The organism is Aeromonas sp. LsrichE-8G (genome assembly GCF_022869435.1).
Lineage (GTDB): Bacteria > Pseudomonadota > Gammaproteobacteria > Enterobacterales > Aeromonadaceae > Aeromonas > Aeromonas caviae.
Genome location: NZ_JALIHH010000030.1, coordinates 1 through 26,558 on the forward strand (window position 1 = coordinate 1; position 26,558 = coordinate 26,558).

At 63.0% G+C, this 26,558-nt stretch carries 30 protein-coding genes and 1 pseudogene; 20 read left to right on the plus strand and 11 right to left on the minus strand.

Annotated features, from left to right (window positions below):
• Positions 1 to 229 (minus strand): transposase family protein (locus tag MUW49_RS06335; RefSeq protein WP_244812539.1); only part of this gene is annotated, 229 nt, incomplete at its 3' end.
• Positions 230 to 509: 280 nt separating this feature from the next.
• Positions 510 to 1,199, minus strand: a pseudogene (locus MUW49_RS06340) (LysR family transcriptional regulator); the annotation flags it as partial.
• Positions 1,200 to 1,356: 157 nt separating this feature from the next.
• Between MUW49_RS06340 and MUW49_RS06345 the strand changes: the two are divergent.
• Both MUW49_RS06345 and MUW49_RS06350 read left to right on the plus strand, forming a co-directional pair.
• Positions 1,357 to 1,749 (plus strand): SMR family transporter, encoded by a 393-nt coding sequence (locus tag MUW49_RS06345; RefSeq protein ID WP_043155747.1) that lies wholly within the window; start codon positions 1,357 to 1,359, stop codon positions 1,747 to 1,749.
• Positions 1,737 to 2,057: an SMR family transporter gene (locus MUW49_RS06350; protein WP_171865640.1), complete on the plus strand. Its 321-nt coding sequence runs from the start codon at positions 1,737 to 1,739 to the stop codon at positions 2,055 to 2,057. The genes MUW49_RS06345 and MUW49_RS06350 overlap by 13 nt, the downstream gene beginning before the upstream one ends.
• Before the next feature lie 89 nt (positions 2,058 to 2,146).
• On the opposite strand, the gene MUW49_RS06355 is transcribed toward MUW49_RS06350, so the two are convergent.
• The 3 genes from MUW49_RS06355 to hrpB all read right to left on the minus strand — a co-directional run bounded on the left by MUW49_RS06355 (position 2,147) and on the right by hrpB (position 7,489).
• Complete coding sequence (locus MUW49_RS06355) at positions 2,147 to 2,548, minus strand: VOC family protein (RefSeq protein WP_010675565.1); 402 nt, start codon at positions 2,546 to 2,548, stop codon at positions 2,147 to 2,149.
• A 42-nt stretch (positions 2,549 to 2,590) separates the two neighbouring features.
• A complete protein-coding gene (gene mrcB, locus MUW49_RS06360; RefSeq protein ID WP_010675566.1) occupies positions 2,591 to 4,912 on the minus strand; it encodes a penicillin-binding protein 1B in 2,322 nt (773 codons plus the stop codon).
• A 123-nt stretch (positions 4,913 to 5,035) separates the two neighbouring features.
• Positions 5,036 to 7,489, minus strand: coding sequence for an ATP-dependent helicase HrpB (hrpB, locus tag MUW49_RS06365; RefSeq protein ID WP_161470262.1), 2,454 nt, complete (start codon positions 7,487 to 7,489; stop codon positions 5,036 to 5,038).
• A 184-nt stretch (positions 7,490 to 7,673) separates the two neighbouring features.
• Here hrpB and thpR point away from each other — a divergent pair, with 184 nt between their 5' ends.
• From thpR to MUW49_RS06410, 9 genes are all read left to right on the plus strand, one after another.
• Positions 7,674 to 8,219 carry an RNA 2',3'-cyclic phosphodiesterase gene (gene thpR, locus MUW49_RS06370; RefSeq protein ID WP_039040852.1) on the plus strand — a complete coding sequence of 182 codons (546 nt, stop codon included), beginning with the start codon at positions 7,674 to 7,676 and terminating at the stop codon, positions 8,217 to 8,219.
• Entirely contained in the window at positions 8,216 to 8,959 is a 744-nt protein-coding gene (gene sfsA, locus MUW49_RS06375; RefSeq protein ID WP_161470255.1) for a DNA/RNA nuclease SfsA, read from the plus strand. The genes thpR and sfsA overlap by 4 nt, the downstream gene beginning before the upstream one ends.
• A gap of 119 nt (positions 8,960 to 9,078) precedes the next feature.
• A complete protein-coding gene (gene dksA, locus MUW49_RS06380) occupies positions 9,079 to 9,528 on the plus strand; it encodes an RNA polymerase-binding protein DksA (RefSeq protein WP_029314801.1) in 450 nt (149 codons plus the stop codon).
• Positions 9,529 to 9,637: 109 nt separating this feature from the next.
• Positions 9,638 to 10,540, plus strand: coding sequence for a tRNA glutamyl-Q(34) synthetase GluQRS (gluQRS, locus tag MUW49_RS06385; protein ID WP_161470256.1), 903 nt, complete (start codon positions 9,638 to 9,640; stop codon positions 10,538 to 10,540).
• A gap of 100 nt (positions 10,541 to 10,640) precedes the next feature.
• A complete protein-coding gene (gene pcnB, locus MUW49_RS06390) occupies positions 10,641 to 12,140 on the plus strand; it encodes a polynucleotide adenylyltransferase PcnB (protein ID WP_052815237.1) in 1,500 nt (499 codons plus the stop codon).
• A gap of 10 nt (positions 12,141 to 12,150) precedes the next feature.
• Positions 12,151 to 12,648, plus strand: a complete 498-nt coding sequence (folK, locus tag MUW49_RS06395; protein WP_045521936.1) for a 2-amino-4-hydroxy-6-hydroxymethyldihydropteridine diphosphokinase — start codon at positions 12,151 to 12,153, stop codon at positions 12,646 to 12,648.
• Between the two features lie 20 nt (positions 12,649 to 12,668).
• Positions 12,669 to 13,463, plus strand: a complete 795-nt coding sequence (gene panB, locus MUW49_RS06400) for a 3-methyl-2-oxobutanoate hydroxymethyltransferase (RefSeq protein WP_039040847.1) — start codon at positions 12,669 to 12,671, stop codon at positions 13,461 to 13,463.
• 96 nt (positions 13,464 to 13,559) lie between these two features.
• Complete coding sequence (gene panC, locus MUW49_RS06405; RefSeq protein WP_049635993.1) at positions 13,560 to 14,414, plus strand: pantoate--beta-alanine ligase; 855 nt, start codon at positions 13,560 to 13,562, stop codon at positions 14,412 to 14,414.
• Between the two features lie 20 nt (positions 14,415 to 14,434).
• The gene (locus MUW49_RS06410) at positions 14,435 to 14,782 is read left to right on the plus strand and encodes a putative quinol monooxygenase (RefSeq protein ID WP_010675576.1); all 348 of its coding nucleotides are present in this window, start codon (positions 14,435 to 14,437) and stop codon (positions 14,780 to 14,782) included.
• Between the two features lie 61 nt (positions 14,783 to 14,843).
• On the opposite strand, the gene MUW49_RS06415 is transcribed toward MUW49_RS06410, so the two are convergent.
• From MUW49_RS06415 to hpt, 3 genes are all read right to left on the minus strand, one after another.
• On the minus strand, positions 14,844 to 15,617 hold the full coding sequence (locus MUW49_RS06415; protein WP_010675577.1) for an ABC transporter permease: 774 nt from the start codon (positions 15,615 to 15,617) through the stop codon (positions 14,844 to 14,846).
• Positions 15,614 to 16,531 (minus strand): ABC transporter ATP-binding protein, encoded by a 918-nt coding sequence (locus tag MUW49_RS06420; RefSeq protein ID WP_039040845.1) that lies wholly within the window; start codon positions 16,529 to 16,531, stop codon positions 15,614 to 15,616. The genes MUW49_RS06415 and MUW49_RS06420 overlap by 4 nt, the downstream gene beginning before the upstream one ends.
• Positions 16,532 to 16,643: 112 nt before the next feature.
• Positions 16,644 to 17,174, minus strand: coding sequence for a hypoxanthine phosphoribosyltransferase (gene hpt, locus MUW49_RS06425; RefSeq protein WP_010675579.1), 531 nt, complete (start codon positions 17,172 to 17,174; stop codon positions 16,644 to 16,646).
• Positions 17,175 to 17,375: 201 nt separating this feature from the next.
• Between hpt and MUW49_RS06430 the strand changes: the two genes are divergently transcribed.
• Positions 17,376 to 17,990 (plus strand): TetR/AcrR family transcriptional regulator, encoded by a 615-nt coding sequence (locus tag MUW49_RS06430; protein ID WP_161470257.1) that lies wholly within the window; start codon positions 17,376 to 17,378, stop codon positions 17,988 to 17,990.
• A gap of 73 nt (positions 17,991 to 18,063) precedes the next feature.
• Here the strand turns inward: MUW49_RS06430 and MUW49_RS06435 are convergent, their stop codons facing one another.
• A complete protein-coding gene (locus MUW49_RS06435) occupies positions 18,064 to 18,675 on the minus strand; it encodes a flavin prenyltransferase UbiX (RefSeq protein WP_042016310.1) in 612 nt (203 codons plus the stop codon).
• Positions 18,672 to 20,042: a UDP-N-acetylmuramate:L-alanyl-gamma-D-glutamyl-meso-diaminopimelate ligase gene (gene mpl / locus MUW49_RS06440; protein WP_161470258.1), complete on the minus strand. Its 1,371-nt coding sequence runs from the start codon at positions 20,040 to 20,042 to the stop codon at positions 18,672 to 18,674. Before mpl ends, MUW49_RS06435 begins: the two co-directional genes overlap by 4 nt.
• A 233-nt stretch (positions 20,043 to 20,275) precedes the next feature.
• On the opposite strand from mpl, the gene ppa reads away from it, so the two are divergent.
• The gene (ppa, locus tag MUW49_RS06445) at positions 20,276 to 20,806 is read left to right on the plus strand and encodes an inorganic diphosphatase (RefSeq protein WP_005335667.1); all 531 of its coding nucleotides are present in this window, start codon (positions 20,276 to 20,278) and stop codon (positions 20,804 to 20,806) included.
• A 25-nt stretch (positions 20,807 to 20,831) separates the two neighbouring features.
• On the opposite strand, the gene MUW49_RS06450 is transcribed toward ppa, so the two are convergent.
• Positions 20,832 to 21,167: a hypothetical protein gene (locus MUW49_RS06450; RefSeq protein ID WP_039040865.1), complete on the minus strand. Its 336-nt coding sequence runs from the start codon at positions 21,165 to 21,167 to the stop codon at positions 20,832 to 20,834.
• Positions 21,168 to 21,304: 137 nt separating this feature from the next.
• Between MUW49_RS06450 and MUW49_RS06455 the strand changes: the two genes are divergently transcribed.
• The 7 genes from MUW49_RS06455 (at position 21,305) to MUW49_RS06485 (ending at position 26,409) form a co-directional block, all read left to right on the plus strand.
• Positions 21,305 to 22,183, plus strand: coding sequence for a hypothetical protein (locus MUW49_RS06455; RefSeq protein ID WP_161470259.1), 879 nt, complete (start codon positions 21,305 to 21,307; stop codon positions 22,181 to 22,183).
• Between the two features lie 205 nt (positions 22,184 to 22,388).
• Positions 22,389 to 22,931, plus strand: a complete 543-nt coding sequence (locus MUW49_RS06460; RefSeq protein WP_010675585.1) for a YtfJ family protein — start codon at positions 22,389 to 22,391, stop codon at positions 22,929 to 22,931.
• 43 nt (positions 22,932 to 22,974) lie between these two features.
• Positions 22,975 to 23,265: a hypothetical protein gene (locus MUW49_RS06465; protein ID WP_080768013.1), complete on the plus strand. Its 291-nt coding sequence runs from the start codon at positions 22,975 to 22,977 to the stop codon at positions 23,263 to 23,265.
• 36 nt (positions 23,266 to 23,301) lie between these two features.
• Positions 23,302 to 23,904 carry a DUF2796 domain-containing protein gene (locus tag MUW49_RS06470; protein ID WP_111896778.1) on the plus strand — a complete coding sequence of 201 codons (603 nt, stop codon included), beginning with the start codon at positions 23,302 to 23,304 and terminating at the stop codon, positions 23,902 to 23,904.
• A 4-nt stretch (positions 23,905 to 23,908) separates the two neighbouring features.
• Positions 23,909 to 24,595, plus strand: a complete 687-nt coding sequence (locus MUW49_RS06475) for an ABC transporter ATP-binding protein (RefSeq protein WP_010675587.1) — start codon at positions 23,909 to 23,911, stop codon at positions 24,593 to 24,595.
• A gap of 58 nt (positions 24,596 to 24,653) precedes the next feature.
• Entirely contained in the window at positions 24,654 to 25,901 is a 1,248-nt protein-coding gene (locus MUW49_RS06480; protein WP_010675588.1) for an ABC transporter permease, read from the plus strand.
• A 31-nt stretch (positions 25,902 to 25,932) separates the two neighbouring features.
• Positions 25,933 to 26,409, plus strand: coding sequence for a DUF3299 domain-containing protein (locus MUW49_RS06485; protein ID WP_010675589.1), 477 nt, complete (start codon positions 25,933 to 25,935; stop codon positions 26,407 to 26,409).
• Positions 26,410 to 26,558: the final 149 nt, after the last annotated feature.

Sequence of the window (26,558 nt, forward strand, 5' to 3'; positions counted from 1 at the left end):
TGGCAATGGTGTCATGGACAGGAATGCCGTTTTTAAACAGTCCCTTGGATTGAAACCAGGGAAGATGAACCTCGCCGAAATCCTCAATATCTTCCCAGCCCTCAGCCCCGCCGATCACGGCACAGACGGTGAGAAACAGGACATCGCAGAAGGGATAATAAATCTTGGCATGCTGGCGAGGGTCGTGAATATTGTCGAAGAACTGAGCGAAAACGGCATCAATAGACATGAGAGCACTCCTGAAAAGGAGCATGAGATCACAGCCGGATCACCAGGTCAAATTTCAGGGTGAGGATGTGAGCAAATTGTTAACTATGGAAATCATGGAAATTATCATTTTTTGGATTTCATGCGCATTTTTTGAGCTGAAATGACGTGCAGTGACGATTAAAAAGTGTGAAGGCGATCCTGACTATAAAGTTAACTGCATATCACAGGCCTATAAGTATTTGTTTTGTAGGCAAAAAACTATTTTTAATTTTTAACAAAATGTTCACGATCTCGCCCTGACCATCCAGCACCGCATCCCGCATCAGCTCGAAACTCGACAACCCGATATGCTGCCCTCCGATGGGCAGCAGGCTCTTGACCGAAAACGCGTCCACATAAGAGAGAGTGACCTGGGTGTGATCGGTCAGATCCTGCTGCAACACCCGCTTCAGCCCAGCCAGCGGGTGGCTTGGCGCGACCACCATCAGGGTGCGGATCGGGTTGAGCACGTCGATGCAAAGACCGCTGCGCTCCTGTTCCTCGGTGATGAGGCCGAAGGCGGCATCCACGAACCCCTCTTCCACCAGGGCCGGCAGCTCCGGCGGTGAGGCCAGCACCAGGGAGATGCTGGTGCCCGGAAACTGGCGACGCAGCGCCCCCAGCATCTCGCGCCATACCACCTCGGGAATGGCGTCGTCCCGGGCTACCCGCAGCGCCACCTCGGCACCGGAGGCATGGTGCTCGCACTTGAGCTTCAGGCTGTTGGCGGCCTGCAGCAGCCGCTTGCAGTCGTCCAGCACTTGCTCGCCGATTTCGGTCAGTCGGCTCTGATTCGCCCCTCGTTCGAAAAGTTCGACGCCAAGCTCCACTTCCAGGGTTGCTATCGCCGAGCTCACGGCGCTGCGACTCTTGCCAAGTCGTCTGGCGGCATTGGCTATCGAACCACTGTCTGCTGTTTCTACAAAGAGTTGTATCTGATTTAGCTTCATGGCTTCAAACTGGCGGCAGATTATTCCATCACCACCTTATCCCCTGGCCCGCCCCCAAGGCAAACAAGCAGCGACAGCTTTCTCGACGCTCAGCGATAACCTTGCCCGTTTCGGGTGCCGTTATCCTCTCTTCGTCGCAGCAACAGAAGGAAACTGCATGTCATCCCGTCCCCTGCTTTTGGCCCGCCTCTTTCTGACAGGGGCCATCCTGACCGAGGTCGCCGGCACCTCCTCCATGGCCCTGATCCCAGAGAGCGCGAGCGGCTGGATCCACTATCTGCCGATGTGGCTCCTCATCACCCTCTCCTACCTGCTGCTCGCCAAGGCCGCCAGGACAATCTCCATTGGTATCGCGTTTGCGCTGTGGGAAGGGTTGGGGATCGCCCTCATCACCGCCGTCTCCGTCCTGTTCCTCGGCTACGAGCTGAGCATCCAGGAGTGGATCGGACTGGCGCTGGCCATAGTGGGGATTGTCATGGTGACCCTGGGCGAGACCCATGATGCACCAGCCCCCACCCGCCAGAGGAGGGAAGCCCCATGCACCCGTTGATCATCGTACTGAGCGCCGCCCTGCTGGATATCGGCGCCAACATGGCAATCAACCGCTCCGTCGGTTTTCGCGACAAGGGGTGGGGCGTCCTCGGCATTCTGCTGGTGCTCTGTGCCTTCACTCTGCTCAGCGAGGCGGTCAGTACCGGCAAGATCGATCTGGCCGTGGCCTATGCCACCTGGGGTGCCATCGGCATTCTGGGCACCGCTCTCGGCGGCTTGCTGCTGTTTGGCGAGCGGCTCAAGCCCATCGGCTGGGTCGGCATGCTGGTGATGGCCGTCGCGGTCGCCCTGCTGACCACAGCATGATCCCCTCTCCAACCCCATGAAAAAAGCCGCCCTGTTCCCAGGGCGGCCTTTTCATGGTCAAACCGATCACCCAGATTGCAACAGGCAGCCTAACGCGCTGCCTCGTACAGCTCCAGCGGCAGGCCGTCGGGGTCGGCGAAGAAGGTAAAGCGCTTGCCGGTCAGCTCGTCCACCCGCACCGGCTCCACTTCCACCCCGTGCTGCTCCAGGTGGGCGATGACCCGGTCGAGATCCGCCACCCGAAACGCCAGGTGGCGCAACCCGCACGCCTCCGGCCGGGAGGGGCGCGGTGGCGGCGCCGGGAAGCTGAACAGCTCCAGCTGGCTGCCGTCCGGCAGCGCCAGATCCAGCTTCCACGACTGACGCTCGGCCCGCAGGGTCTCGGCAATGATGGGCAACCCCAGCACCTGGTGATAGAAGTGGCGCGAGCGCGGATAGTCGCTGGCGATGATGGCCACGTGATGGATGGCCTCAAACAGGGGATGGGTCATGGCAATCCTTGCAAAACGGGCAGCCTGCGCTGCCCGTCTTCGTCAGTTGAAGAAACCGTTGAACCAGTTGTCCAGGGCATTCGCCGGGTCCGAGACCGGGCTGGCACAGCTCATGGGCTCGGCCAGACCGGCCAGCTTGGCCGGCACCTGGAGACTGCCGGGACAATCGCTGGCCACCCGGGCACCGCTCGAGCGGGAGAAGTTGGCCCAGCTCACCCCTTCGGGCATCTTCAGCCCCAGGCTGTTGACCCCTCGCTGGCTCATGTAGCCGCTGAACAGCTGCAAGGCGCCACTGGCACCGGTCAGCCCGGCCGGTGTGTTGTCGTCACGGCCGACCCAGACGCTCACCAGCTCGTTGTTGTCCATCCCGGCAAACCAGGAGTCACGCAGCTCGTTGGTGGTACCGGTCTTGGCGGCCATGGTGGCCCCGGGGAACTTGGCACCGAGCGCCCGGGCCGTCCCCTGGCTCACCGTCTTGGTCATGGCGAACAGGGTCAGCCAGCTTGCCTGGGGATCCGTCACTCGCTTGGCCGCTTCGTCATGCTGGTAGAGCTGGCGTCCCTCGCCATTCACCACGGCCCGGATGGCCGACAGGGGCTGGGTCAACCCCTGGTTGGCAATGGGCAGGTACATCTGGTTCACCTCCATGGGCGAGAGCGCCACCGCCCCCAGCACCAGGGACGGATAGGGCTGGATCTCCTGCTGCACCCCCAGCTTGTGCAGGGTGTCCACCACCTTGTCCAGGCCTATCTGCATCCCGAGGTTGACGGTCGGCACGTTGAGGGAGCTGGCGAGCGCCTCCATCAGGGGCACGCTCTGGCGGAACTTGCGGTCGTAGTTCTGCGGCGTCCAGATCTGGCCATCCTGGCCGCGAATCCGGATCGGCTGATCTTTAAGCGGCGTGCCAAGGGTCAGGCCGTTGGAGAGGCCGGTCAGGTAGACCGCCGGTTTGACCAGGGAGCCAATCTGACGGCGGGCATCCAGCGCCCGGTTGAAGCCGGCGTAGCGGGGATCCCGTCCCCCCACCATGGCGACCACCTCGCCCTTGTGCCAATCGGAGACCACCATGGCCGCCTCCAGCTTCTTCTTGCCACGCTGCTTCTCGATGGTGGCCAGACCCGACTCCACCGCCTGCTCGGCGGCGTGCTGGGCGATGGGATCCAGACTGGTGAAGATCTTGAGGCCGGACTGCTTGAGCAGATCCGGGCCGAAGCGGTTCTGGATCTCCCGCTTGAGCAGCCCCATGAAGGCCGGGGTACGGCCATAGCTCATCTGGCCGCGGGCGATGATGCCAAGGGGCTGCTTGCTGGCCAGGTCATACTCGGCCTGGGTCAGGCTGCCGTGATCCGCCAGCAGTTTCAGCACCAGATCCCGGCGCGCCTTGGCCCGGTCCGGGAAGCGCCAGGGATCGTAATAGGAAGGGCCCTTCACCATGCCCACCAGCAGGGCCACCTGATCGATGTCCAGCTCGTTGACCGGAATACCGAAGTAGAAGTAGGAGGCGAGCCCGAAGCCGTAGACCCCCTGGGAGAAGTTCTGCCCCAGATAGACCTCGTTGAGGTAGGCCTCCAGGATCTCGTCCTTGCTGTAGCGGTAGTCGATGAGCACCGCCATGTAGGCTTCCTGCAGTTTGCGCCACAGGCTGCGCTCACGGGTCAGGAAGAAGTTCTTGGCGAGCTGCTGGGTGAGCGTACTGCCCCCCTGCACGGTGCGCCCCGCCAGCAGGTTGGCTGCCATGGCGCGCATGATGGCCACCGGCGAAACGCCGCCGTGCTGGTAGAAGTCCCTGTCTTCCGTGGTGAGCAGCGTCACCAGCAGGCTGTCCGGCACCTCGGAAAGGCGCACCAGCAGGCGGTCTTCCCGATCCTCGGTGTTGAGGCGATCGAGCAGCACCGGGTCCATCTGGGCATAGCCGAGCTGGCGCTGGTTCTCCAGGGACTGGATCCCCTCGAGGCGCGCCCCGTTGAAGGTGAGGCGCAGGCCACGGGCACCGTCGGCACCGTCGTGGAACTCGAACGGCCGGCGCACCAGCTCGATGCGATTGCCGCTCACCGCGTACTCACCCGGGGTATGGGGCTGACGCACCTGCTTGTAGCTCAGCATGTTGAGCTCGCGCAGCATCTGGGTCTGGGAGAGCCGCTGGCTGGGATAGAGCTCCAGCGGGCGGCTGTAGACCATCACCGGCAACTGCCACTTCTCGCCGTCGAAGCGCTCGCGCACCTTGGTGTCGAGATAGATGCCAAACACCACCATGAAGGCCGCCACCACCAGAGAGAGCTTGAAGCCCAGCCAGAACAGGGTGCGCCAGATGGTGCGTTTGGGCGCCGCCTTCTTGGGCGTGCGCTTGCGTCGTTGGGTTGCCATAAATCCTCTTGTCGTTCTCCTCGCCATCCCGCTGATGCGAGCGGCCTGCGATGCCTGTTGTGGAGGGGGACTGTGCCACCGCCATCTTGTTCTGATCGTACCGACCGATCACTGTCCCGTCGGCTACTCCTGCAATCCCATCTTCTTCTTGGTCACCCGGGTCGGCATCGCCTCCAGCGGGTTGTCCGGCCAGTAGTGACGGGGGTAGCGCCCCTTCATCTCTTTTTTCACCTGCTCATAGGATCCCGCCCAGAAGGCGGCGAGATCCGCGGTGATCTGCAAGGGGCGCTGGGCCGGGGAGAGCAGCTCCACCACCAGGGGCACCCGGCCATCGGCCACGCATGGGGTGGCGCCCAGCCCGAACATCTCCTGGATGCGCACCGGGATCGCTGGCGCCTGACCCGGCTGATAGCGGATCCGCACCCGGCTGCCGGTCGGTGCGGTGAAGTGGCTCGGCAGCGCCTCGTCCAGCCGCCTTGGCAGGGGCCAGGGCAGAGACTGGCGCAGGATGTCGCTCATGTCGAGCCGCTTCAACTGCTCCAGCCGGGTCATGCCGCTCACCGCCGGCAGCAGCCACTGCTCGAGGTCGGCCAGCAGGCTCTCCTCATCCATGGCGGGCCAGGCTTCGCCGGGCAGCCAGTCGCGGGCGCAGCGCAAGCGGGCCAGCAGCCCCTCGCTGCTCTCGTCCCAGGGCAGCACGTGCAGCCCCTTGCGCCGGATGCCCTGCAGCAGGCAGCGCCCCTTCTGTTCATCGGAGAGATCCGTCAGCGGCCGCTGGCCGAGCACCAGCTCGCCGAGCACCTGCTGGCGCTCCGCACGCACCCGTTCCTCCCGATCGTCCCAGTCGAACCACTGGCGCTCGCCGACCAGCTCGGGCAGCTGGCGCACCAGTTCATCCAGCGCCACCGGCTCGGCGATGAAAATGCGGCTGCCGCGCTCGTTCTGACCCATTTCGACGGCCACGATGGCCCCCTGCCCCTGGCAGGGATGCCCTTCTACCAGATCGCAGCTCACCCCGCCACTGAGCTGATAGCGGCTGCCACTGCGCAGCTTGCCGATGCGATCGGGCCAGGCGAGGGCGCACAGCAACCCCAGCCATTGACCCTGCGGGCTGCTTGCCCGTACACCGAGCCGCTCGAACCAGCGGGCCGCTCCCTGGCGCAGGGCGCCCTGACGGCGGTGGAACAACACGGACAAGCGCTCCGATCCTCGCAGATCTTCTTCCAGCAGCGCCACCAGGAAAGCCGCATCGGCGACAATCCCTGTCAGACCCTCGGATTCCAGCTCCCGGGACCGCAGCAACATGCGGGCGAGGCGGGGATGGGTGCCGAAGGCCGCCATGGCACGGCCTGCCGGGGTAAGTTGTTGCTCACCCTCCGGGGCCATGGCGCCCAGGGCCACCAGCAACCGCCGGGCGCTGGCCACGGCGGCAGGGGGCGGCATGTCCAGCAGGGGCAGCGCCTCCACCCGGGCCCCCCACTGGGCGGCGTCCATCAGCAGGCCGGTGAGCTCTTGCGTCAGGATGTCGGGGGGACTCTGCTCGGCGAGGCGCTCCTGCACCTCGCTGCTCCAGAGCCGGTAGCAGACGCCGGGGCCAAGCCGCCCTGCCCGCCCCGCCCGCTGGGTGGCGGAGGCTTTGGCGATGGGCCGGGTCTCCAGCCGGGTGACGCCGCTCTTGATATCGAAGGTGGCGCGCCGCTCCAGCCCGCTGTCGATGACCACGGAGATCCCCTCGATGGTGAGGGATGTCTCCGCCACGTTGGTGGTGAGCACCAGCTTGCGACGACCCGCAGGCGCAGGCTCGATGGCCGCTTGCTGGGCCGCGAGGTCAAGACGGCCATAAAGGGGAGCCAGGGTCACATCCCCTGGCAACCGCCCTTCCAGCCACTGTGCCAGCCGCTCTATCTCCCCCTGTCCCGGCAGAAACACCAGGGCACTGCCAGCCTGACTGGCGAGCGCCTCCAGCACCACGGCGCCGACCTGAGGCTCCAACCACTGCTGGCGATTGGCGGGGCGATAGTGGTACTCGATGGGAAAGCCGCGCCCCTCGGAGCGCACCACGGGGGCACCTGGCAGCAGGCGCTCCAGGGCCATGCCATCCAGGGTGGCGGACATCACCAGCAGCTTGAGATCATCGCGCAACCCCTGCTGGCTTTCGATGGCGAAGGCCAGCGCGGTATCGGCGTGCAGGCTGCGCTCGTGGAACTCGTCAAAGATGACGAGCGACACACCGGTGAGCTCAGGATCCTTCTGCAGCATCCGGGTCAGCACCCCCTCGGTCACGATCTCGAGCCGGGTGGCAGAACTGGTGCGGCTCTCGCCACGCACCCGCAGACCGATGCGCTCGCCCACCTTCTCCCCGAGCTGGCGCGCCAGAAAGCCGGCGATATTGCGCGCCGCGAGACGTCTCGGTTCCAGCATGATGATGCGACCGGGCAGCCGATGCTGGCGCACCAGCTCCAGCGGCAGCAGGGTCGATTTGCCCGCGCCGGGGGGCGCCTGCAGGATCACGCTGGCATGGTTGTCGAGGGCTGCAAAGAGTTCAGGCAACACCGGGACGATGGGGAGGGAAGACAAAGCGATGGGCACCTTCTGTGACACTTCTGAAAAGGGGTCCATTCTGCCACAGCCTCCCGGCCATCGTAAGCGCCCCTGCCGGGCAGGGGCAGGAAGCGTCAGGTGCAACACGGCAAGACATCCCGGGAGCGGCTGCCATAGAATGGCCCTTATCCGATGCCCATCACGAGGACCAACACGCCGCATGCCCAAACTCTTCTTTGCCCTGCCCCTGCCAGAGCTTGCCCCCGAGCTTGCGACCTGGCGAGACCAGCGCCCCTGGCCCGGCCAGCCGGTGCCCGAGAGCAACCTGCACCTGACCCTGGCCTTTCTCGGGGAGGCCGACGAAACGACCCAGGCTCGCCTGATCGCGGCCGCCGAGCGACAGCACTGCCCCCCTTTCAGCGTCCATCTGGATCAGACCGGCTGGTTTCAGCGCGCCAAAGCCGCCTGGGTGGGGCCCGGTGAGTGGCCGAACGAGCTGACTGTGCTCGCGAGGGCACTGCGCCGCCACGGTGAAAAACTCGGGCTGGGCAACGGCGAGCAGGGCTATCGCCCCCACGTCACCCTGTCGCGCAAGGCGGGCGAGGCCCCCGGCGAGCTGCCTGCGCCGGATTTTCTGCTCAGGGCCGATCGCTTCTGCCTCTATCAATCCGTCAGCACGCCGGACGGCGTCCACTACGAACCGCTCGCCTGCTGGCCCCTGCGGGCCCGCGTCAAAAACCCGCACCGCGAGGAGCTCACCCCATGATCTTCGATCCCCCCCTGCAGTCCGGGCAGCTGATCTCACGCTACAAGCGCTTCCTGACGGATGTCGCGCTCGACAACGGCGAGGTGATCACCATCCACTGCGCCAATACCGGTGCCATGACCGGCTGCGCCCTGCCGGGCACCCGGGTCTGGTACTCCACATCCGACAACCCCAAGCGCAAGCTGCCAAACAGTTGGGAAATCGCCGAGAGCCCGGCGGGTCACTTCATCTGCGTCAACACGGCCCGTGCCAACCAGATCGCCCGGGAGCTCATCGAACAGGGCGCTCTCTCCCCCCTGGCAGGTTATGCCAGGCTGCGCACCGAAGTGAAATACGGGGAAGAGAACAGCCGCATCGACCTGCTGCTGGAAGATGACCACAGACCGGATTGTTACATCGAGGTGAAATCCGTCACCCTGCTCGACGAGCGGGAGCAACCCGGCATGGGGTACTTCCCCGATGCGGTCACCACCCGTGGCGCCAAGCACTTGCGTGAATTGATGGCCATGAAGGCGGCAGGGCACCGGGCCGTGCTGCTGTTCATGGTATTGCACTCCGGCATCGCGAGAATGCGCCCTGCAGCCCATATCGATCCGCACTATAGTCAGCTTGTTGAACAGGCGATGGCGGCAGGGGTTGAAATTTTATGCTATCGCCCCCATGTTGGGGTGCAGGGCATGGTGGCTCAGGATTTTATCCCATTTGAATCTGACCATATGCTACCCGAGGGCAGAGAATAAATGCAGAAGTGGGTAACATTATTGATAAGGCTTGTTTGCCTCCCGTTGACCCTTCTGCTATAGATGTCGCCCTCAATTTATGGATGGCACGGGTAGCGTGCTGAATTAGGAGACAGGGCATGCCAACAGGCGAAAACAGGAAATCTCTGGGCCCCCTGGCCATTGCGGGTGTAGAGCCTTACCAGATGAAAGCCGGTGAGGAGTACATGAATGACCAACAGAAGGTACATTTTCGCAAGATCCTGGGAGCCTGGCGCAACCAACTGATGCAGGAAGTTGACCGCACCGTCGACCACATGAAGGATGAGGCTGCCAACTTCCCGGATCCCGTGGATCGCGCCGCGCAAGAAGAAGAGTTTGCTCTCGAACTGCGCACCCGCGACCGTGAACGCAAGCTGATCAAGAAGATCGAGAAAACCTTGCTGCTGCTCGAAGAAGATGACTTCGGTTACTGCGAGCATTGCGGCATCGAGATCGGCATCCGCCGTCTGGAAGCCCGTCCGACCGCAGACCTCTGCGTGGACTGCAAGACGCTGGCCGAGATCAAGGAAAAACAGATGGCTGGCTGATGCCGCCCATCCACAGGAACGAAAAGGGAGCCCAGGCTCCCTTTTTTATTGAGCTTTTGGTCGGGCCGTCCCAGAATGCAGCCTCAATGCAACGCCTACCCGAATTGCCATGGTCATGACATCCGCCCCCTCCCGACGCCCCTATGTGGGCCGCTTCGCCCCCTCACCGTCCGGTCCGCTCCACTTCGGATCCCTGGTCGCCGCCCTTGGCAGCTTCTTGCAGGCCAGGGCGCAGCAGGGACGCTGGCTGGTGCGCATCGAAGACATCGATCCCCCGCGGGAGATGCCGGGAGCGGCTGACCTTATCCTCACCACCCTGGAGGCACACGGTCTTGGCTGGGATGGGGAGGTGATGTTCCAGAGCGCGCGCCATGGCCGCTATGACGAGATCATCGATCAGCTCTATCGGGCCGGGGATCTCTACTGGTGCCGCTGTACCCGACGCGAAATCATGGCCGCAGGGGGGTTCTACAACGGTCATTGCCGCACCCTGGGGCTGACCGCCGAGGGGTGTGCCGCCCGTTTGCGCCAGCACCACCCGGTCTATCGGTTCGAGGATGCGCTGCAGGGAGAGATCACCGTCCCCGCGGCGCTGGCGGAGGAGGACTTCATCGTGCGCCGCCGGGACGGGCTCTATGCCTACAACCTGGCGGTGGTGGTGGATGACATGGACAGCGGCATCACCGAGATCGTCCGCGGCGCCGATCTGCTGAAGCCCACTGTGCGCCAGATTGCCCTCTACCAGACCCTGGGGGCAGAGGTGCCCGCCTGGGTGCACTTGCCGCTGGCGGTGCAAGCGGATGGCAACAAGCTCTCCAAGCAGAACCATGCGCCGGCGCTGTCGCCGGACGAGGCACGACCGGCCCTGTGGCAGGCGCTGCACTTTCTCGGTCAGTGCCCGCCGCCCGAGCTGATGGCGAGCCGGATCGACGAGATCATCGGCTGGGGCATCGCCCACTGGCAGCTGGTCCGGGTGCCCCGCCAGCAGAAGATCCCGCAAGGGCAAAGCTAGCCCCGGCTGCATTTCTTGCCCCAAAAGGACCAATCAAGGGGAAGCAGGCCACACCGTTTCTCATTTGGTTGGGGCTGAGCTATGATAGGCCGCTATTTTTTTGGCCTCCCGTCAATTTGAAGTCATAACGAGGTGTACCATTTTTTCCCAGATCGCAAACTTTTGCCGCAAAGTGCTCGGCAAGGAAGACGGCGAGCAGTCGGTGGAGTCCCCCATTCCGGCCCGTGTCGCCGGACAGCGCCGTACCTTGAGCCGTGACCAGCACCCGATTTCGCGCAAAGAGATCAGCGAGAATGCCCTCAAGGTGCTCTATCGCCTGAACAAGGGGGGCTATGAGGCCTACCTGGTCGGCGGCGGCGTCCGTGACCTGCTGCTCGGGAAGACCCCCAAGGATTTCGACATCGCCACCGACGCGACGCCGGAGCAGATCAAGGCGCTGTTCAGCAACTGCCGCCTGATTGGCCGCCGTTTCCGCCTGGCCCACATCGTCTTTGGTCGTGACGTGATCGAAGTGGCCACCTTCCGGGGTCACCACCATCAGGTCAATACCAGCAAGCATGTGTCGGCCCAGTCCGATGAAGGCATGCTGCTGCGGGACAACGTCTACGGCACCATCGAAGAGGATGCCGAGCGTCGCGACTTTACCGTCAACGCCCTCTACTACAGCGCCAAGGATTTCACCCTGCACGATTTCGAGGGCGGGCTGGAAGATCTGGCCGCGCGCAGGCTGGAGCTCATCGGTGACCCCGAGACCCGTTACCGGGAAGATCCGGTGCGCATGCTGCGCGCCGTGCGCTTCGCCGCCAAGCTGGACATGACCATCAGCCCGCGTACCGCCGCGCCCATCCGGGAGCTGGCCCCGCTGCTGCAGGACATCCCGGCCGCCCGCCTGTTCGAGGAGACCCTCAAGCTGTTCCTGGCGGGGGACGGTCTGGCCACCTACAAGCTGCTGCGGGAATACGGGCTGTTCCAGCCGCTGTTCCCCCAGGTAGCCGCCCTGTTCACGCCCCACGGCAACTCGCCCTACGAGCAGTTCATCGAGCAGGCGCTGATGGACACCGATACCCGGGTCCGTGAAGAGAAGCGCGTCACTCCCGCCTTCCTCTACGCCACCCTGCTGTGGGGTGCCGTTGAGGCCCGCGGCCGGGTGCTGGAAAACGAGAGCGGTCTGCCCTGGTACGATGCCTTCATGCTGGCCATCAACGAGGTGCTGGACAACCAGGTGCGGATCATCGCCGTGCCGCGCCGCTTCACCACGGACGTGCGCGACATCTGGGCCCTGCAACAGCGCCTGACCCGCCGCCAGGGCAAGCACCCCGAGCGCGCCATGGAGCACCCGAAATTCCGTGCGGCCTTCGACTTCCTGTTGCTGCGCAACCGGGTCGAGCGCGGCCTCGGCGAGCTGGCGAGCTGGTGGGAGCGCTATGTGGCCTCCAACCCGGATGTGCGCCCGCAACTGCAACGGGAGGCGACCCGCCGCCCGGCAAGCGGTGAGCGCGGTCAGGCTGGTGAGGCCCGCAGCAACGATGGCGAGAAGCGCAGCGGCAATGGCCGCAACCGCCGTCGCCCCCGTCGCCGCAAGCCGAAGTCGGCAGAGTAAGGATCCGCCGATGATCGAGGTCTTCGTCGCCATCGGCTCCAACCTGGCCGACCCCCTCGGCCAGGCTCGTCGCGCCATCGCCGCGCTGGCGACCCTGCCCGAGTCAGAGCTGCTGCAGACCTCCCACCTTTACGGCAGCCGCCCCATGGGCCCTGCGGATCAGCCGGACTACATCAATGCCGTGGCGCGCCTTGCTACCCGCCTCAGCCCTCTGGCGCTGCTGGACGAGCTGCAGCGCATCGAGCAGGCACAGGGACGAGTGCGCAAAGATGAGCGCTGGGGCCCCCGGACCCTGGATCTCGATCTGCTGCTGTACGGTGACGAGGTCATCCGGCATGAGCGCCTGACTGTGCCTCACTATGGCATGAAGGAGCGGGAGTTCGTCCTGCTGCCCCTTGCCGAGATAGCCCCCTCCCTGGTGCTGCCCTGCGGCACCCCGCTCACCGAACTGGTTGCCCGCTGCCCGCGCAATGGACTCGCGATCCTGGCCGGTGCAGCAGGCGAGTAGAGAAGAGTAGGAACAACGTAATGAGCAAGATCACCACTACCCACCTGCAGAAGATGAAGCAGGACGGACAGAAAATCACCGCCATCACCGCCTATGACGCCACCTTCGCCAAGCTGTTCGACGACGAGGGCGCCCAGGTGCTGCTCATCGGCGACTCCCTCGGCATGGTATTGCAGGGCGGAGACGACACCCTGGCGGTCAGCATGGACGAGATGGTCTATCACACCCGCTGCGTGGTGCGCGGCACCACCAATGCCCTGGTGGTGACCGACATGCCGTTCATGAGCTACGCCACCCCGGAGCAGACCTACCAGAACGCGGCGCGCCTGATGGCGGCCGGTGCCCGCATGGTGAAGATGGAAGGGGGGGACTGGCTGTGCGACTCCATCCGCCACCTGACCCGTAACGGGGTGCCGGTGTGCGGCCATCTCGGCCTGACCCCGCAATCCGTCCACGTGTTTGGCGGCTTCAAGGTACAGGGGCGCGACGAATTCCACGCCCAGGAGATCTACCGCCAGGCACTGGAGCTGCAAGCGGCCGGCATCCAGTTGCTGGTGCTCGAGTGCGTGCCCGTCTCTCTGGCAGAGCGCATCACCAAGGCGCTGCGCATTCCGGTGATCGGCATCGGTGCCGGCCCTGCCACCGACGGCCAGATCCTGGTGATGCACGATGCCTTCGGCATCACCTCGGGTTATGTGCCCAAGTTCACCAAGAACTTCCTGGCCGAGACCGGTGACATGCGTGCCGCCATTCGTCTCTACGTGCAGCAGGTGAGCGAGGGGACCTTCCCCGGCCCCGAGCACTGCTTCAACTGACTTTCTGTCGTCATGAGCGCGGGGGCCTGTGCCCCCGTCTTGCCCTCCCCCCTGACGACCCCCTCTTTTATTGATTCATCTGAAGGTGAACTGACGATGTTGGTTGTGAACAATCCCGCCGCGCTGCGCGAGCAGATCGGTCAATGGCATCGCGAAGGCCGCGCCATCGCATTCGTGCCCACCATGGGCAATCTGCATCAGGGTCATCTCACCCTGGTCGAGGAGGCCCGCCGCCATGGCGACAAGGTGGTGGTCAGCATCTTTGTGAACCCCTTGCAGTTCGACAAGGCCGAGGATCTCGCCAACTACCCCCGCACCCTGGAGCAGGATTGCGCCGCCCTGGAGGCCGCCGGTGTCGACCTGGTCTTCACCCCGACGCCGGAGATCATGTATCCCCAGGGGCTCGCCAGCCAGACCTTCGTCGAGGTGCCCGGCATCTCCAGCCTGCTGGAAGGGGCGCTGCGTCCGGGGCATTTTCGCGGGGTCAGCACCGTGGTCACCAAGCTGTTCAATCTGGTACAGCCGAACGTGGCCTGCTTTGGCGAGAAGGATTACCAGCAGCTCGCGCTCATTCGCAAGATGGTGGCCGACATGGCCATGCCCATCGAGATCGTGGGCGTGCCGACCGTGCGGGCCGAAGACGGGCTTGCCCTCTCTTCGCGCAACGGCTATCTGACCGCTGCCGAACGGGCCATCGCCCCCGAGCTCGCGCGCACCATGAACTGGATTGCCGAGCAGATTGAAACGGGGAACAGTCACCTCCCCTCCCTGGTTGCCCAGGCCAGCCAACGCCTCGACAACGCGGGATTCAGGACGGATGCCATCGACATCGTCGATGCCGACACCCTGGAATCCGCCAGCGCCGAGAGCCAGCGCCTGGTGATCCTGATGGCCGCCTATCTGGGCAAGGCCCGCCTCATCGACAACCGGGTCGTCGCCCTGCGGGGCTGAGACACGGCAAGGAGACCACGATGTCCAAGAAGGTTTACTGCATCGCCCAGTTCCAGCCCAAGCCGGGCCAGGAGCAGGCCCTGTTCCGCGTCCTGCAAGGGCTCGAACCCGACACCCTGCGTGAAGATGGCTGCCTGCAGTACATCGTCACCCGCCATATCCAGAGCCCCTTTGCCGAGGGGGAGAGCTTCCCCATCGTCTTCAACGAGATCTGGCGCGACATGGCGAGCTTCGAGGCCCACTGCCAGCGCGCCGGTATCAAGGCCTTCTTCGAGCGCTACTGCCTCGCAGATGATGGCCTCGCGGCCAAGTGGAACGTCTGCGTCTACAGCGACGAGCCCGCGGACTACGACGCCCCGGCCCTCTGAGACCGACATGTGCAAATAAAAAGGCGCCCGAGGGCGCCTTTCTTGCTGGCAGGTGTGCGCCTCAGTGGCGCAGACCGGTGCCGCGGGAGATGAGCCACCAGGCCATCCCGTAGAGCACCAGGATGAAGCCGATGATGATGAGATAGGCGGTGCCGAGGGGCACGTCGGAGATCCCGAGGAAGCCGTAGCGGAACGCGTTCACCATGTAGATGATGGGGTTCACCTGGGAAACCCCCTGCCAGAACGGCGGCAGCAGGGTGATGGAGTAGAAGACGCCCCCCAGATAGGTCAGGGGAGTCAGGATGAAGGTCGGGATGATGCTGATGTCATCGAACGACTTCGCGAACACCGCGTTGATGAGCCCCCCCAGGGAGAAGAGGATGGAGGTGAGCAGCACGGTCACGCAGACGCTGAACAGGTGATGGATCTGCAGCGGCACGAAGAACAGCGACACCAGGGTGACGATGAGGCCGACACAGAGGCCGCGCGCCACGCCACCGCCCACATACCCCGCGATGATGATGTAGTTGGGCACCGGCGCCACCAGCAGCTCCTCCACGTTGCGCTGGAACTTGGCGCTGTAGAAGGAGGAGGCGACGTTGGAGTAGGAGTTGGTGATGACCGACATCATGATGAGGCCGGGCACGATGAACTCCATGTAGCTGAAGCCCCCCATGTCACCGATGCGCGAGCCTATGAGGTTGCCGAAGATGACGAAGTAAAGGCTCATGGTGATGGCGGGCGGCACCAGGGTCTGGATCCAGATCCGGGTGAAGCGGCTCACTTCCTTGGCCAGAATGCTCTTGAAGGCGATGTAATAGGTCATGGGGTTCATGCTTTGCGACCCTCCTCTACCAGATTGACGAACAGCTCTTCCAGCCGGTTCGCCTTGTTGCGCATGCTGAGCACCTTCACCCCCTGGGCGGAGAGCTGCTCGAACAGGCTGTTGAGGGACTGGCTCTTCTCCAGCTCCACTTCCAGGGTGTTCTCATCCTGCATCCGGCCGTTGAACTCGGGCAGGGCCGGTACGGTGGAACCCGGCACCAGATCCAGCAGGAAGGTCTCGCGACCCAGCTTGCCGAGCAGGCTCTTCATGCTGGTGTTCTCGATGAGACGGCCCTTGTCGATGATGCCGATGTTGCGGCACAGCATCTCGGCCTCTTCCAGGTAGTGGGTGGTCAGGATGATGGTCACCCCCTGCTCGTTGAGATCCTTGAGGAAACTCCACATGGAGCGGCGGATCTCGATGTCCACCCCGGCGGTCGGCTCATCCAGGATCAGCAGCTTGGGCTCATGCATCAGGGCGCGGGCAATCATCAACCGGCGCTTCATGCCACCGGAGAGAGTGCGGGCGGCCATGTCGCGCTTGTCCCACAGATCGAGCTGGCGCAGGTACTTCTCGGCGCGCACCTTGGCCTCGGCCCGCGGCACTCCATAGAAACCGGCCTGATGAGTCACTATCTGGCTCACCTTCTCGAACTGGCTGAAGTTGAACTCCTGGGGCACCAGGCCGAGCTGGGACTTGGCCAGCTCCAGATCGGTATCGATGTCATGACCGAATACCTTCACCTTGCCGGCACTCTTGTTGACCAGTGAGCTGATCACGCCGATGGTGGTGGATTTGCCCGCCCCGTTGGGACCGAGCAGGGCGAAGAAATCCCCCTGTTTGACGGTGAGATCGATGCCCTTGAGGGCTTCGACGCCCCCCTGATAGGTCTTCTTCAGACCGCTGATTTCCAATGCGTTCATTGCAACCCCTGTGATGGATGAGCCCATCTCGAGACAGAAAAGGCGGCTGTGACGCCGCCTGAAGACAGTCGATGGCGGGCCGGCCAGCCTGCCTTGCTACTTCGGACCCGGCTTACTCTTGCGGTACCACCTTGCCGATGAAAGGCAGGTTACGGTACTTCTGGGCGTAGTCAATGCCACAGCCCACCACGAACTCGTCCGGGATGGAGAAGCCAAGCCAGTCCACCGGCACCTGAACCTCGCGGCGGGACGGTTTGTCCAGCAGGGTGCAGATGGCCAGGGATTTCGGCTCGCGCAGGGAGAGGATCTCGCGCACCTTGTTGAGGGTGTAACCGGTGTCGATGATGTCCTCCACGATCACCACGTCCTTGCCTTTGATGTCGTCATCCAGATCCTTGAGGATGCGCACGTCACGGGTGCTGTGCATACCGGAGCCATAGCTGGAGGCAGTCATAAAGTCCAGGGTGATGGGCAACTGGCACTGACGGCAGAGATCCGCCAGGAAGACGCAGGAGCCGCGCAGCAGGCCTATCATGACCACTTCCTCGGAGCCCTGGTAACGGGCGGTAATCTCTTCACCCAGCGTGGCGATCCGGGCTGCAACCTCGGCCTCGGGGATCATCACCTCGACAATGTGTTTCATCACATACTCCAATAATGACCAAAGGGTTATTGGCCGTTCATTAACGTCAAAACCGAGGATTCTACCACTCCAACCAGTGGGCGTCAGGCATACGTGATGCTTTTATCGGCTTATTTTAATTGATAGAGTTAGCAAGCCTTCGGGCATTATCGGTGACAATACTATAAACACCATAATCAATAACTATTAGATGAAAAAACTATGGAACCACGCGCAGAAATAAGACGTCGAACCCGGCTTTCGCCGGAGGCTCGCCGTGATCAATTGATGGAGTGTGCCGTCGAGGTATTTTCCCGTCGCGGCATCGGCCGTGCGGGGCATGCCGAAATAGCCGAACAGGCAAAGGTCTCGGTTGCGACCGTTTTTAACTATTTCAATACTCGTGAAGATCTGGTCGACGAAGTGCTGACAGAAATCGAAGCCTTCGTACAGCAGATCCTCGAACAGGCCTACAACGGTCAGGGCTCCGCCAGGGAGAGCATTCACCGCCACGTGAAGCTGTTCGTTGACGCCGCCTATGACAAGCCCGATCACGCCAGCATCTGGCTGGAGTGGAGCTCCTCGGTGCGGGAAGAAGTGTGGCCTCGCTACACCCGGCTGCTGGACAAGGCGCTGGAGCGCATTGCCCCCCACCTGCAACGGGCCATCGACAACGGCGAGATTCAGAGCGTGCTGTCGGCGCACGATCTGGCCCGCTCCCTGACCGGTTTTGGCTATGTGATGATGCAGATGATCAATCAGCCACAGCGTCCGAGCCGGGAAGAGGTGACGGATTTCCTGTTCAAGTACGTGACGGCCCCCATCCAGGCCAGCTGACTCGTGCAGATGTTGACAAAGCGGCGCCGGGCTTTACAGCCCGGCGCCGCTTTTTTGTCCGCTCCCCGCCGTATCAGTGGTTTGCATAACCCCAGCGACTGGTCAACTCATGCTCGACACCCAGGTGGTCGAGGATGCGGGCGACCATGAAGTCCACCAGATCTTCGATGCTTTTGGGTTCATGGTAGAACCCTGGCGCCGCCGGCATGATGGTCACGCCAAGACGGGCAAGCTTGAGCATGTTCTCCAGATGGATCGCCGAGAAGGGGCTCTCCCGGGGCACCAGAATCAGCTGGCCCCGCTCCTTGATCACCACGTCCGCCGCACGCTCCAGCAGGTTGTCCGAGGTGCCGTTGGCAATGGCCGAGACGGTACCCATGGAGCAGGGGCAGACCACCATCTGTTTGGGGGCCGCCGAGCCGGAAGCCACCGGCGAGAACCACTCCTCCTTGCCGCAGGCGACGATCTGACCCTCTTTGGCACCATATTGGCGACAGAGGTACGCCGACAGCTCCCTGGGAGAGCCCGGCCAATCCTGCTGCTGCTCGGTCTTGAGCACAACCCTGGCCGCCGAGGAGGCGAGCAGGAAGACCCGATAGTCCGCCTGCACCAGGCATTCCAGCAGGCGCAGGGCATAGGGGGCGCCGGAGGCACCGGTCAGCGCCAGAGTGATGGCCTTGTTCATGATGCGCTCTGCTGCTCCTTGAGGCGGGCGATCAGCTTGTCGTGAATGCCGCCGAACCCGCCGTTGCTCATGATCAGAATATGATCCCCTGGGCGGCTCTCGGCCACCAGGGCGCCAATCAGGGCGTCAAGGGCCTCGAATACCCGGGCAGGCCGGGTCATGTGGGCCGTCACCTCCCCCAGATCCCAGCCGATGTTGGGGGGCTGGAAGAAGAACACTTCGTCGGCACCGTCGAAGCAACCGGCCAGCTCCTCCTTGTGAACCCCGAGCTTCATGGTGTTGGAGCGGGGCTCCAGCACCGCCAGGATGCGAGCCTTGCCCACCTTGGCGCGCAGGCCGCCCAGGGTGGTCTCGATGGCGGTGGGGTGGTGGGCGAAGTCATCGTAGACGCTGATGCCGGCCACTTCCCCTTTCAGCTCCATGCGCCGCTTGGGGGACTTGAACTGGCAGAGGGCGTTGATCCCGTGCTCCACCATGACACCGGCATGACGGGCGGCGGCGATGGCCATCAGACCGTTGTTGACGTTGTGCTCGCCGATGCACTCCCAGTGCACCTCCCCCTGTTTCACGCCATCCAGCCACACCTCGAAGGCGGAGCCGTCATCGGCCAGCTTCACCGCCTTCCACTTGGCGTCGTCCTGGCCCACCAGCTCCACCTCGCTCCAGCAGCCCATCTCGCGCACGGCGGTAAGGTTGTCATCACCTTTGGGGAAGAGCACCCGGCCGTTGCTCGGCACGGTGCGCATCAGGTGGTGGAACTGGCGCTGGATGGCGGCGAGATCCGGGAAGATGTCCGCGTGGTCGAACTCCAGGTTGTTCATCACCAGGGTGCGCGGGTGATAGTGGACAAACTTGGATCGCTTGTCGAAGAAGGCGCAGTCATATTCGTCCGCTTCAATCACAAAGAAGGGAGCCGAGCCGAGACGGGCGGAAACCGGGAAGTTGCCCGGCACGCCGCCGATGAGGAAACCGGGTTCCAGCTTGGCATACTCCAGCACCCAGGCCAGCATGCTGGCGGTGGTGGTCTTGCCATGGGTGCCCGCGACGGCCAGCACCCAGCGATCTTTCAGCACGTGCTCCAGCAGCCACTGGGGGCCGGAGATATAGGGCAGATTGCGGTCCAGCACATATTCCACACAGGGGTTGCCACGGCTCATGGCATTGCCGATCACCACCAGATCCGGCGCCGGATCGAGCTGGGAGGGGTCGTAGCCTTCGGTCAGTTCGATGCCCTGTTGCTCGAGCTGGGTGCTCATGGGGGGATAGACGTTGGCGTCGGAGCCGGTCACCCGATAGCCAAGCTGTTTTGCCAACACCGCCAGACCACCCATGAAGGTGCCGCAGATCCCGAGAATGTGAATGTGCATACCGCTGCCTTTTCCAGTAAAGGGAGTGCGCATTCTAGGATCTGTTGACCCGGTGGCACAAGCCGCGCCCATGGGGAGCGAAGGCATCCGCGCCCGCAGACGACAGAAATCGGGCAAGCGCGGGTAAAAGCCACCCTCCAGCACGCCACCCGGCCCTTGAAATATGGTCATTTGACGGGACATCGCTATAATGTCGGCCTGCAAACTTGACTCCAACACTCAAAGGAAACGTCATGAGCCTGAACCTGGTACCGGCCGGCAAGAGCCTGCCTGACGACATCTACGTCATCATCGAAATCCCGCAGAACGCCGACCCGATCAAATACGAAGTCGACAAGGACAGCGGCGCCATCTTCGTTGACCGTTTCATGTCCACCCCGATGTTCTACCCGTGCAACTACGGTTACGTGAACGCCACCCTGTCCCTGGACGGGGATCCGGTCGACGTGCTGGTTCCGACTCCTTACCCGCTGCTGGCCGGCTCCGTCATCCGCTGCCGCCCGGTCGGTGTGCTGAAGATGACCGACGAATCTGGCGAAGACGCCAAGATCGTGGCCGTTCCCCACTCCAAGCTGACCAAGCAGTACGATCACATCCAGGATGTGAACGATCTGCCCGAGCTGCTGAAAGCCCAGATCCAGCACTTCTTCGAGCGCTACAAAGAGCTGGAGGCGGGCAAGTGGGTCAAGGTGGAAGGTTGGGGCGACAAGGCCGCTGCCGAAGCCGAAATCAAGACCTCTGCCGAGCGTTACGCTGCAAAATAAGCGTATTCCTCGCAAAAAAGGCGCCTTATGGCGCCTTTTTTATTGGTCGTTGCGGGGACGCTCCGGGGGGATCCCCCTGGATATAGAGGTCGCGCCCGTTTTGCCGATAGGGGCGGTAATAGTCATCACCGCAGCGATATTCCTGACCGGCACCTCCCACCAGATCGCAGTTGACCGGCAGCACCTCCAGCCACTTGATGGCCTGCTGGAAGCGCAGCCACTCCTGCCATTCATGCTCCCGGGCCAGCTGATCCCGCAGGGCGAAGGTATCCGCGCTGGACAATCCCTGATTGACGATGACCTGCCCCGCCAGCGCCGGCGTGGCCACCAATATCAGCAGAAACCGTGAAACAAGCTTCATGATGATTTCCCCATGACTTATTTCCTGAATTAAATTTAAAGTCAGATCAGATAATTACCAATATATCTGTTACCAGACCAATCCAAATGCCGGTCACTCACCTAGTTGTTTATTATCAACCCAGGCGGAGGCGCACCATGAAACTGGCACAAGGCTTTCTGTGCAGTCTGCTCTTCGGCACCATGGCGCAGGCCAACGAGATCAACCTGAGCTGGCAGTGGCAATCTGCGGATGGTCAGCAAAAGCACCTGCAATTGACGGCGGATGAGCGCACCTTTTCAGCCAGCCGTCACGAGATGACACAGCTCGACACCGCCCTCAACTTCCCGCTGGAAACACTCTACTCCTACATCAGTCCGCGCCTCTACAACAGCATCAACCAGATCAACCAGCACAGCCCGGAGACGGCCACCAAGTTCCGCAACCTGGAACAGGCCTTTACCCTGCACGACAGCAGCCTCGAATCCGCCCAGTTCTGGCAGGCCTACCGGCAATATCAGGAGGACGCCTTCTACGAGATGCGGGTCCAGCCCTGCGTGCACCCGGCCAACCAGAAGCTGCCCTGTGTGCGCCCCAACTACTCCCAGCTGTTCTATCAGTTCAAGGGAGACCTCAAACCCCTGGCACAGCAGTTTTCGGCCAAGGATCTCGCCACCAGCGTCACCCTGCTGCAGGAGTGGCTGAGCGGCATCCCCACCCCGCCCGAGCAGATGGACCACTTCGCTCCGCCCTTGCAGGCCCTGCAGGACAACAAGGCCGACAGCGACGAGAAGGCGCTGCTCATGGCCAGTCTGCTGGCGGAGCTGGCGCCCCAGTACAGCCTCAGCATCATCTATCCGAACATCAGCATCGGCAGCGTCTCGCCGGCCTGGCTCGCCATCACGGCCGACAGCGGCCTTGAGGGAGACACCCTGGTGATCGGCAATCAGCGCCACGTGCTGCTCACCGGTTCTCCCCTGCTGGCCCAGCAGATAACGATGGCCCAGATTCCCTTGATCAGCGAACCGCTCTACTAGCCTCTTCTGACCATCACTTGCTTTTGATGGATGACATGCCATCCTTGCCGCCGTCATTGGGGGGATGGCGACCATGTTGACAAGATCACCGTCGCACCCTGCATTATTTAACACTTTTTAAACAGATCCGATCAGTTTAGGATGTTCAGGGTCCCATTCCCTCGACCCAAAAATCGTTATAACATCACAAAGGAGTGTCATCCGGATGAAACATCTCGTGCTTACTCTGGCGCTGCTGCCAACCCTGGTCATGGCCCACAACATCAAGGAATCAACCCAGGTGCCGCTGGTCAACATCAGCGACAAGGGGGAGCTGGTGCTCAAGGAGAAGGAGATCAGCTATCAGCCCTGGCAGAGCAAGGTCCTGACCGGCAAGGTCTTCCTGATCCAGCACATCGCGGGTCGCTCCAGCGCCAAGGAGCTCAATGCCCCCATGATCGAGGCGATCAAGGCGGCCAAGCTGCCCCACGACAAGTACCAGACCGTCACCATCATCAACAGCAATGACGCCATCTGGGGCACGTCCGGTTTCGTGAAGAGCAGTGCCGAGGACAGCAAGAAGGAGTTCCCCTGGTCCGCCATGGTGCTGGATGCCAAGGGGATGGCCCGCAACGCCTGGGCGCTTACCCCGGAAAGTTCGGCCATCATACTGCTGGATAAAGAGGGCAAGGTGCTGTTTGCCAAAGATGGCCAGCTCGATGCCGCCGAGATAACCAAGGTGATGGGGCTCATCCAGTCCCATCTCTGAATCAGAGAGAAGGGCGCTGATGGCGCCCTTTCCACAAGGGTCTATGGGTCGTTCCACACTGACAATCTGGGTGTTGCTGCTGGGCTGGTTGTGGATGCAACCGGCGCTGGCACAGCACCCTCTTGAAGCAGCCCTGCCCGATCACGGTCATGCCTGCACCCTCTGCGTCCTGCATCTGGATGGCAAGCTGGCACTGACGCCGACCCCCGTTCTCCCTCCCCTCTCCTCTGGCATCGACCGGTATATCGGCACTCCCCAACCGAGGGCGGCCACCGGCACCACGGGACATCGCCGTATCCGCGCCCCGCCGCCCCTTCATTGTTTCTTTTTTTGAACCAATCTTTTCTCTATTTATTCAAAAGGATTAACGATGAAAGCAGTCACCCTGTTGCTGGCCGCTGCCGCCTTCGGCGCCCAGGCCAATCACGACGAACACGAAAGTCACAGCCACGGTGCCCATGAGCACGGTCACGGTCACCTCAACCTGGTACTCGACGGCAACCAGCTGATGATCGAGTTGCAAGCCCCTGCCGCCGATCTGGTGGGCTTCGAGCATGCCGCCAACACCGATGAGGAGAAAGCGCAGTATGCCAAGGCGGTGGCCCGCCTCCAGCAGCCCGACGCCCTCTTCCGTTTCGACCCGGCCGCCGGCTGCAAGCTGACCCAGCAAGAGCTGCAGGCCGCCAAGGAAGATCATGACCATGACCATGAGCACGAGCACGAGCACGAGCACGAGCACGAGCACGACAAGGCTGATGGCGCTCACGATGAACACCATCACGACGACGCGGGCCATGCGGACATGGGAGCCATGTACACCTACACCTGCGCTACCCCGGCCAAGCTCACCGGTCTCGAGGCCACCCTGTTCAGCCTCTACCCGAGCCTGGAGAAGCTGAGCGTGCAGGGCATACTGCCCACCGGCCAGACCGCCGCCGAACTGACTCCGTCCGCCAACAAACTGGGCTGGTAACACCATGAAACATGCCGTGGTTGAGATCCGTGATCTGGCCTTTGCCTGGCCGGGTCACGAAGCCGTCCTCGATCTGCCCGCCCTTCGCATCCACGAGGGTGAGCGCGTCTTCATCAAGGGCCCATCGGGTTGTGGCAAGTCCACCCTGCTCGGGTTGCTGGCCGGTATCCAGACCGCCAACCACGGCACCCTGGAGGTGCTGGGCCAGCCCCTGGCCCGGCTTTCCGGCCGCGCCCGTGACCAGTTCCGGGCGGCCAATCTGGGGTACATCTTCCAGCAGTTCAATCTGCTGCCGTTTCTCTCGGTGCAGGACAACGTCACCGCTGCCCTCACCTTTTCACCCGCCAAGCGGGCCCGCCTGACAGGGAGCCCCGAGCAGGAGGCGCGCCGCCTGCTGGCAGAACTGCAACTGCCGGATGAGGCGCTCCATCGCCCCGTCCACGCCCTCAGCATCGGCCAGCAGCAGCGGGTTGCCGCCGCCCGCGCCCTGATAGGCACCCCTCCTCTGGTGATCGCCGACGAGCCCACCTCGGCCCTGGACACCGACAACCGGGCCGCCTTCATCCGGCTGCTGTTCGAGGAGTGCGACAAGCAGGGATCTACCCTGGTCTTCGTCAGTCACGATCCCTATCTGGAGCCCCTCTTCCCCCGGGTGGAGAACCTGCAACAGCTCAACCGGAGGGCGGCATGACCACACGCCATCATCTCGCAGCCCGTCCGGCCATCTCCCCTTCACTGCGGAGGCTTTCATGCTGAAACTCGCCCTGCAAAGTCTCTGGGCCCGTCGCCTCACCGCCGGGCTCACCCTGCTGGCCGTCGCCATCAGCGTCACCCTGCTGCTCGGGGTGGAGCGGGTGCGCAGTCAGGCACGGGACAGCTTCGCCAACACCGTCTCGGGCACCGATCTCATCGTCGGCGCCCGCTCCGGCCAGGTGAACCTGCTGCTCTATTCGGTGTTTCGCATCGGCAACCCCACCAACAACGTGGGCTGGGACTCCTATCAGGCCATCAAGGCCAGGCCCGGCATCGCCTGGACCATCCCCCTCTCCCTTGGCGACTCCCACAAGGGGTTTCGCGTGCTCGGCACCAACGGGGACTACTTCACCCACCTGAAGTACGGCAAGCAGCAAGCGCTCGTCCTGCGCGAAGGTCGCCCCTTCGAAACACCGTTTGAAGCGGTGCTGGGTGCCCAGGTGGCCGAAAAGCTCGGCTATCACCTGGATCAATCCATCGTCATCGCCCATGGCGCCGGCAACACCTCGTTCAGCCAGCACGACAACATGCCGTTCAAGGTGGTGGGGATCCTGGCCCCCACCGGCACCCCCATCGATCGCACCATTCATGTGCCGCTGGCGGGCATAGAGGCGATCCACCTGGGCTGGGACACCGGTCGTCACAGCAAGAACGTGACCCCGGAACAGGCGATGGCGCAGGATCTCACCCCCAAGACCATCACCGCCTTCATGGTGGGGCTGAGCAACCGGATCCTGGCGTTCCAGTTGCAGCGCAGCGTCAACACCTATCCCAGAGAGCCCCTGATGGCCATCCTGCCGGGAGCCGCCCTGCAGGAGCTCTGGGGGCTGATGAGCGTGGCGGAGACCGCCCTGTCGGTGATCGCAGGCTTCGTGGTGGTGGCGGGCCTCATCGGCATGCTGACCACCCTGCTCGCCGGCCTCAACGAGCGGCGCCGCGAGCTCGCCATTCTGCGCTCCCTGGGGGCGGGCCCTGCCCACCTCTTCCTGCTGCTGGCGCTGGAGGCGATGGCGCTCACCACGGCGGGCATCGCCCTCGGGGTGGCCGCGCTCTATCTCGGTCAGGGGCTTGCTAGCCCCTGGCTGCTCAGCCACTATGGCCTGCAAATGAGCCTGGGTCTGCCGAGCGCCTATGAGTGGCAACTGCTGGGCCTGGTCTGGCTGGCGGGCATGGTGATCGGGCTGCTGCCTGCCGCCCGCGCTTACCGCTACAGCCTGAGCGACGGCATGAGCATTCGCGTCTGACCCGACGCATCCGACCAAGAGAGAAGAACAGATGATGAAGTGGAAAATAGTGGCGCTGCTGGCCAGCCTGCTGGTGCTGCCTGCCATGGCTGCAGATTACAAGACCATCGACTGGGATATCCTCATCCCGGAGGGGGAAAAACTGCTGCCACCGCCCCAGGTCAGCCATGATGGCGACTTCTCCTCGGTGCCCCAGCCGGTGGGGGGCGTCAACAAGAAGCTGGACAATCAGGAGGTGCGGATCCCCGGGTTCGTGGTGCCCCTGGAAGGGGATGCCAAGACCATCACCGCCTTCCTGCTGGTCCCCTACTTCGGCGCCTGCATTCACGTGCCGCCCCCGCCCACCAACCAGGTGATCTACGTGAGCTACCCCAAGGGGGCGCCGGTGGATGACCTCTGGGACGCCATCTGGGTCAAGGGCAAGATGCACACCGTCAGCTCCAGCCACGAGATGGCCACCGCTTCCTACTCCATGGACGCGGTCGAGGTCAGCGTCTACGAAGAGTGAGCCCTGCGTATTCCGGCGAAGTTGAACAGCCATTCCGGCCAACGTGAACACCCTGATCCTTAACGCGCTCACGTCACCCCGTTTCTAACTCGAGTGTTCAGATTGGGTCAACTCACTTCTCCTCTTTCTCATCGATTCTCCCTTCAGTG

Excerpts from the sequence above, each read along its gene's own strand:
- MUW49_RS06345 (WP_043155747.1), top strand. The coding sequence starts at position 1,357 with ATGTCATCCCGTCCCCTGCTTTTGGCCCGCCTCTTTCTGACAGGGGCC.
- MUW49_RS06350 (WP_171865640.1), top strand. The coding sequence starts at position 1,737 with ATGCACCCGTTGATCATCGTACTGAGCGCCGCCCTGCTGGATATCGGC.
- MUW49_RS06355 (WP_010675565.1), bottom strand. The coding sequence starts at position 2,548 with ATGACCCATCCCCTGTTTGAGGCCATCCATCACGTGGCCATCATCGCC.
- mrcB (WP_010675566.1), bottom strand. The coding sequence starts at position 4,912 with ATGGCAACCCAACGACGCAAGCGCACGCCCAAGAAGGCGGCGCCCAAA.
- thpR (WP_039040852.1), top strand. The coding sequence starts at position 7,674 with ATGCCCAAACTCTTCTTTGCCCTGCCCCTGCCAGAGCTTGCCCCCGAG.
- sfsA (WP_161470255.1), top strand. The coding sequence starts at position 8,216 with ATGATCTTCGATCCCCCCCTGCAGTCCGGGCAGCTGATCTCACGCTAC.
- dksA (WP_029314801.1), top strand. The coding sequence starts at position 9,079 with ATGCCAACAGGCGAAAACAGGAAATCTCTGGGCCCCCTGGCCATTGCG.
- gluQRS (WP_161470256.1), top strand. The coding sequence starts at position 9,638 with ATGGTCATGACATCCGCCCCCTCCCGACGCCCCTATGTGGGCCGCTTC.
- folK (WP_045521936.1), top strand. The coding sequence starts at position 12,151 with ATGATCGAGGTCTTCGTCGCCATCGGCTCCAACCTGGCCGACCCCCTC.
- panB (WP_039040847.1), top strand. The coding sequence starts at position 12,669 with ATGAGCAAGATCACCACTACCCACCTGCAGAAGATGAAGCAGGACGGA.
- panC (WP_049635993.1), top strand. The coding sequence starts at position 13,560 with ATGTTGGTTGTGAACAATCCCGCCGCGCTGCGCGAGCAGATCGGTCAA.
- MUW49_RS06410 (WP_010675576.1), top strand. The coding sequence starts at position 14,435 with ATGTCCAAGAAGGTTTACTGCATCGCCCAGTTCCAGCCCAAGCCGGGC.
- MUW49_RS06415 (WP_010675577.1), bottom strand. The coding sequence starts at position 15,617 with ATGAACCCCATGACCTATTACATCGCCTTCAAGAGCATTCTGGCCAAG.
- MUW49_RS06420 (WP_039040845.1), bottom strand. The coding sequence starts at position 16,531 with ATGAACGCATTGGAAATCAGCGGTCTGAAGAAGACCTATCAGGGGGGC.
- hpt (WP_010675579.1), bottom strand. The coding sequence starts at position 17,174 with ATGAAACACATTGTCGAGGTGATGATCCCCGAGGCCGAGGTTGCAGCC.
- MUW49_RS06430 (WP_161470257.1), top strand. The coding sequence starts at position 17,376 with ATGGAACCACGCGCAGAAATAAGACGTCGAACCCGGCTTTCGCCGGAG.
- MUW49_RS06435 (WP_042016310.1), bottom strand. The coding sequence starts at position 18,675 with ATGAACAAGGCCATCACTCTGGCGCTGACCGGTGCCTCCGGCGCCCCC.
- mpl (WP_161470258.1), bottom strand. The coding sequence starts at position 20,042 with ATGCACATTCACATTCTCGGGATCTGCGGCACCTTCATGGGTGGTCTG.
- ppa (WP_005335667.1), top strand. The coding sequence starts at position 20,276 with ATGAGCCTGAACCTGGTACCGGCCGGCAAGAGCCTGCCTGACGACATC.
- MUW49_RS06450 (WP_039040865.1), bottom strand. The coding sequence starts at position 21,167 with ATGAAGCTTGTTTCACGGTTTCTGCTGATATTGGTGGCCACGCCGGCG.
- MUW49_RS06455 (WP_161470259.1), top strand. The coding sequence starts at position 21,305 with ATGAAACTGGCACAAGGCTTTCTGTGCAGTCTGCTCTTCGGCACCATG.
- MUW49_RS06460 (WP_010675585.1), top strand. The coding sequence starts at position 22,389 with ATGAAACATCTCGTGCTTACTCTGGCGCTGCTGCCAACCCTGGTCATG.
- MUW49_RS06465 (WP_080768013.1), top strand. The coding sequence starts at position 22,975 with ATGGGTCGTTCCACACTGACAATCTGGGTGTTGCTGCTGGGCTGGTTG.
- MUW49_RS06470 (WP_111896778.1), top strand. The coding sequence starts at position 23,302 with ATGAAAGCAGTCACCCTGTTGCTGGCCGCTGCCGCCTTCGGCGCCCAG.
- MUW49_RS06475 (WP_010675587.1), top strand. The coding sequence starts at position 23,909 with ATGAAACATGCCGTGGTTGAGATCCGTGATCTGGCCTTTGCCTGGCCG.
- MUW49_RS06480 (WP_010675588.1), top strand. The coding sequence starts at position 24,654 with ATGCTGAAACTCGCCCTGCAAAGTCTCTGGGCCCGTCGCCTCACCGCC.
- MUW49_RS06485 (WP_010675589.1), top strand. The coding sequence starts at position 25,933 with ATGATGAAGTGGAAAATAGTGGCGCTGCTGGCCAGCCTGCTGGTGCTG.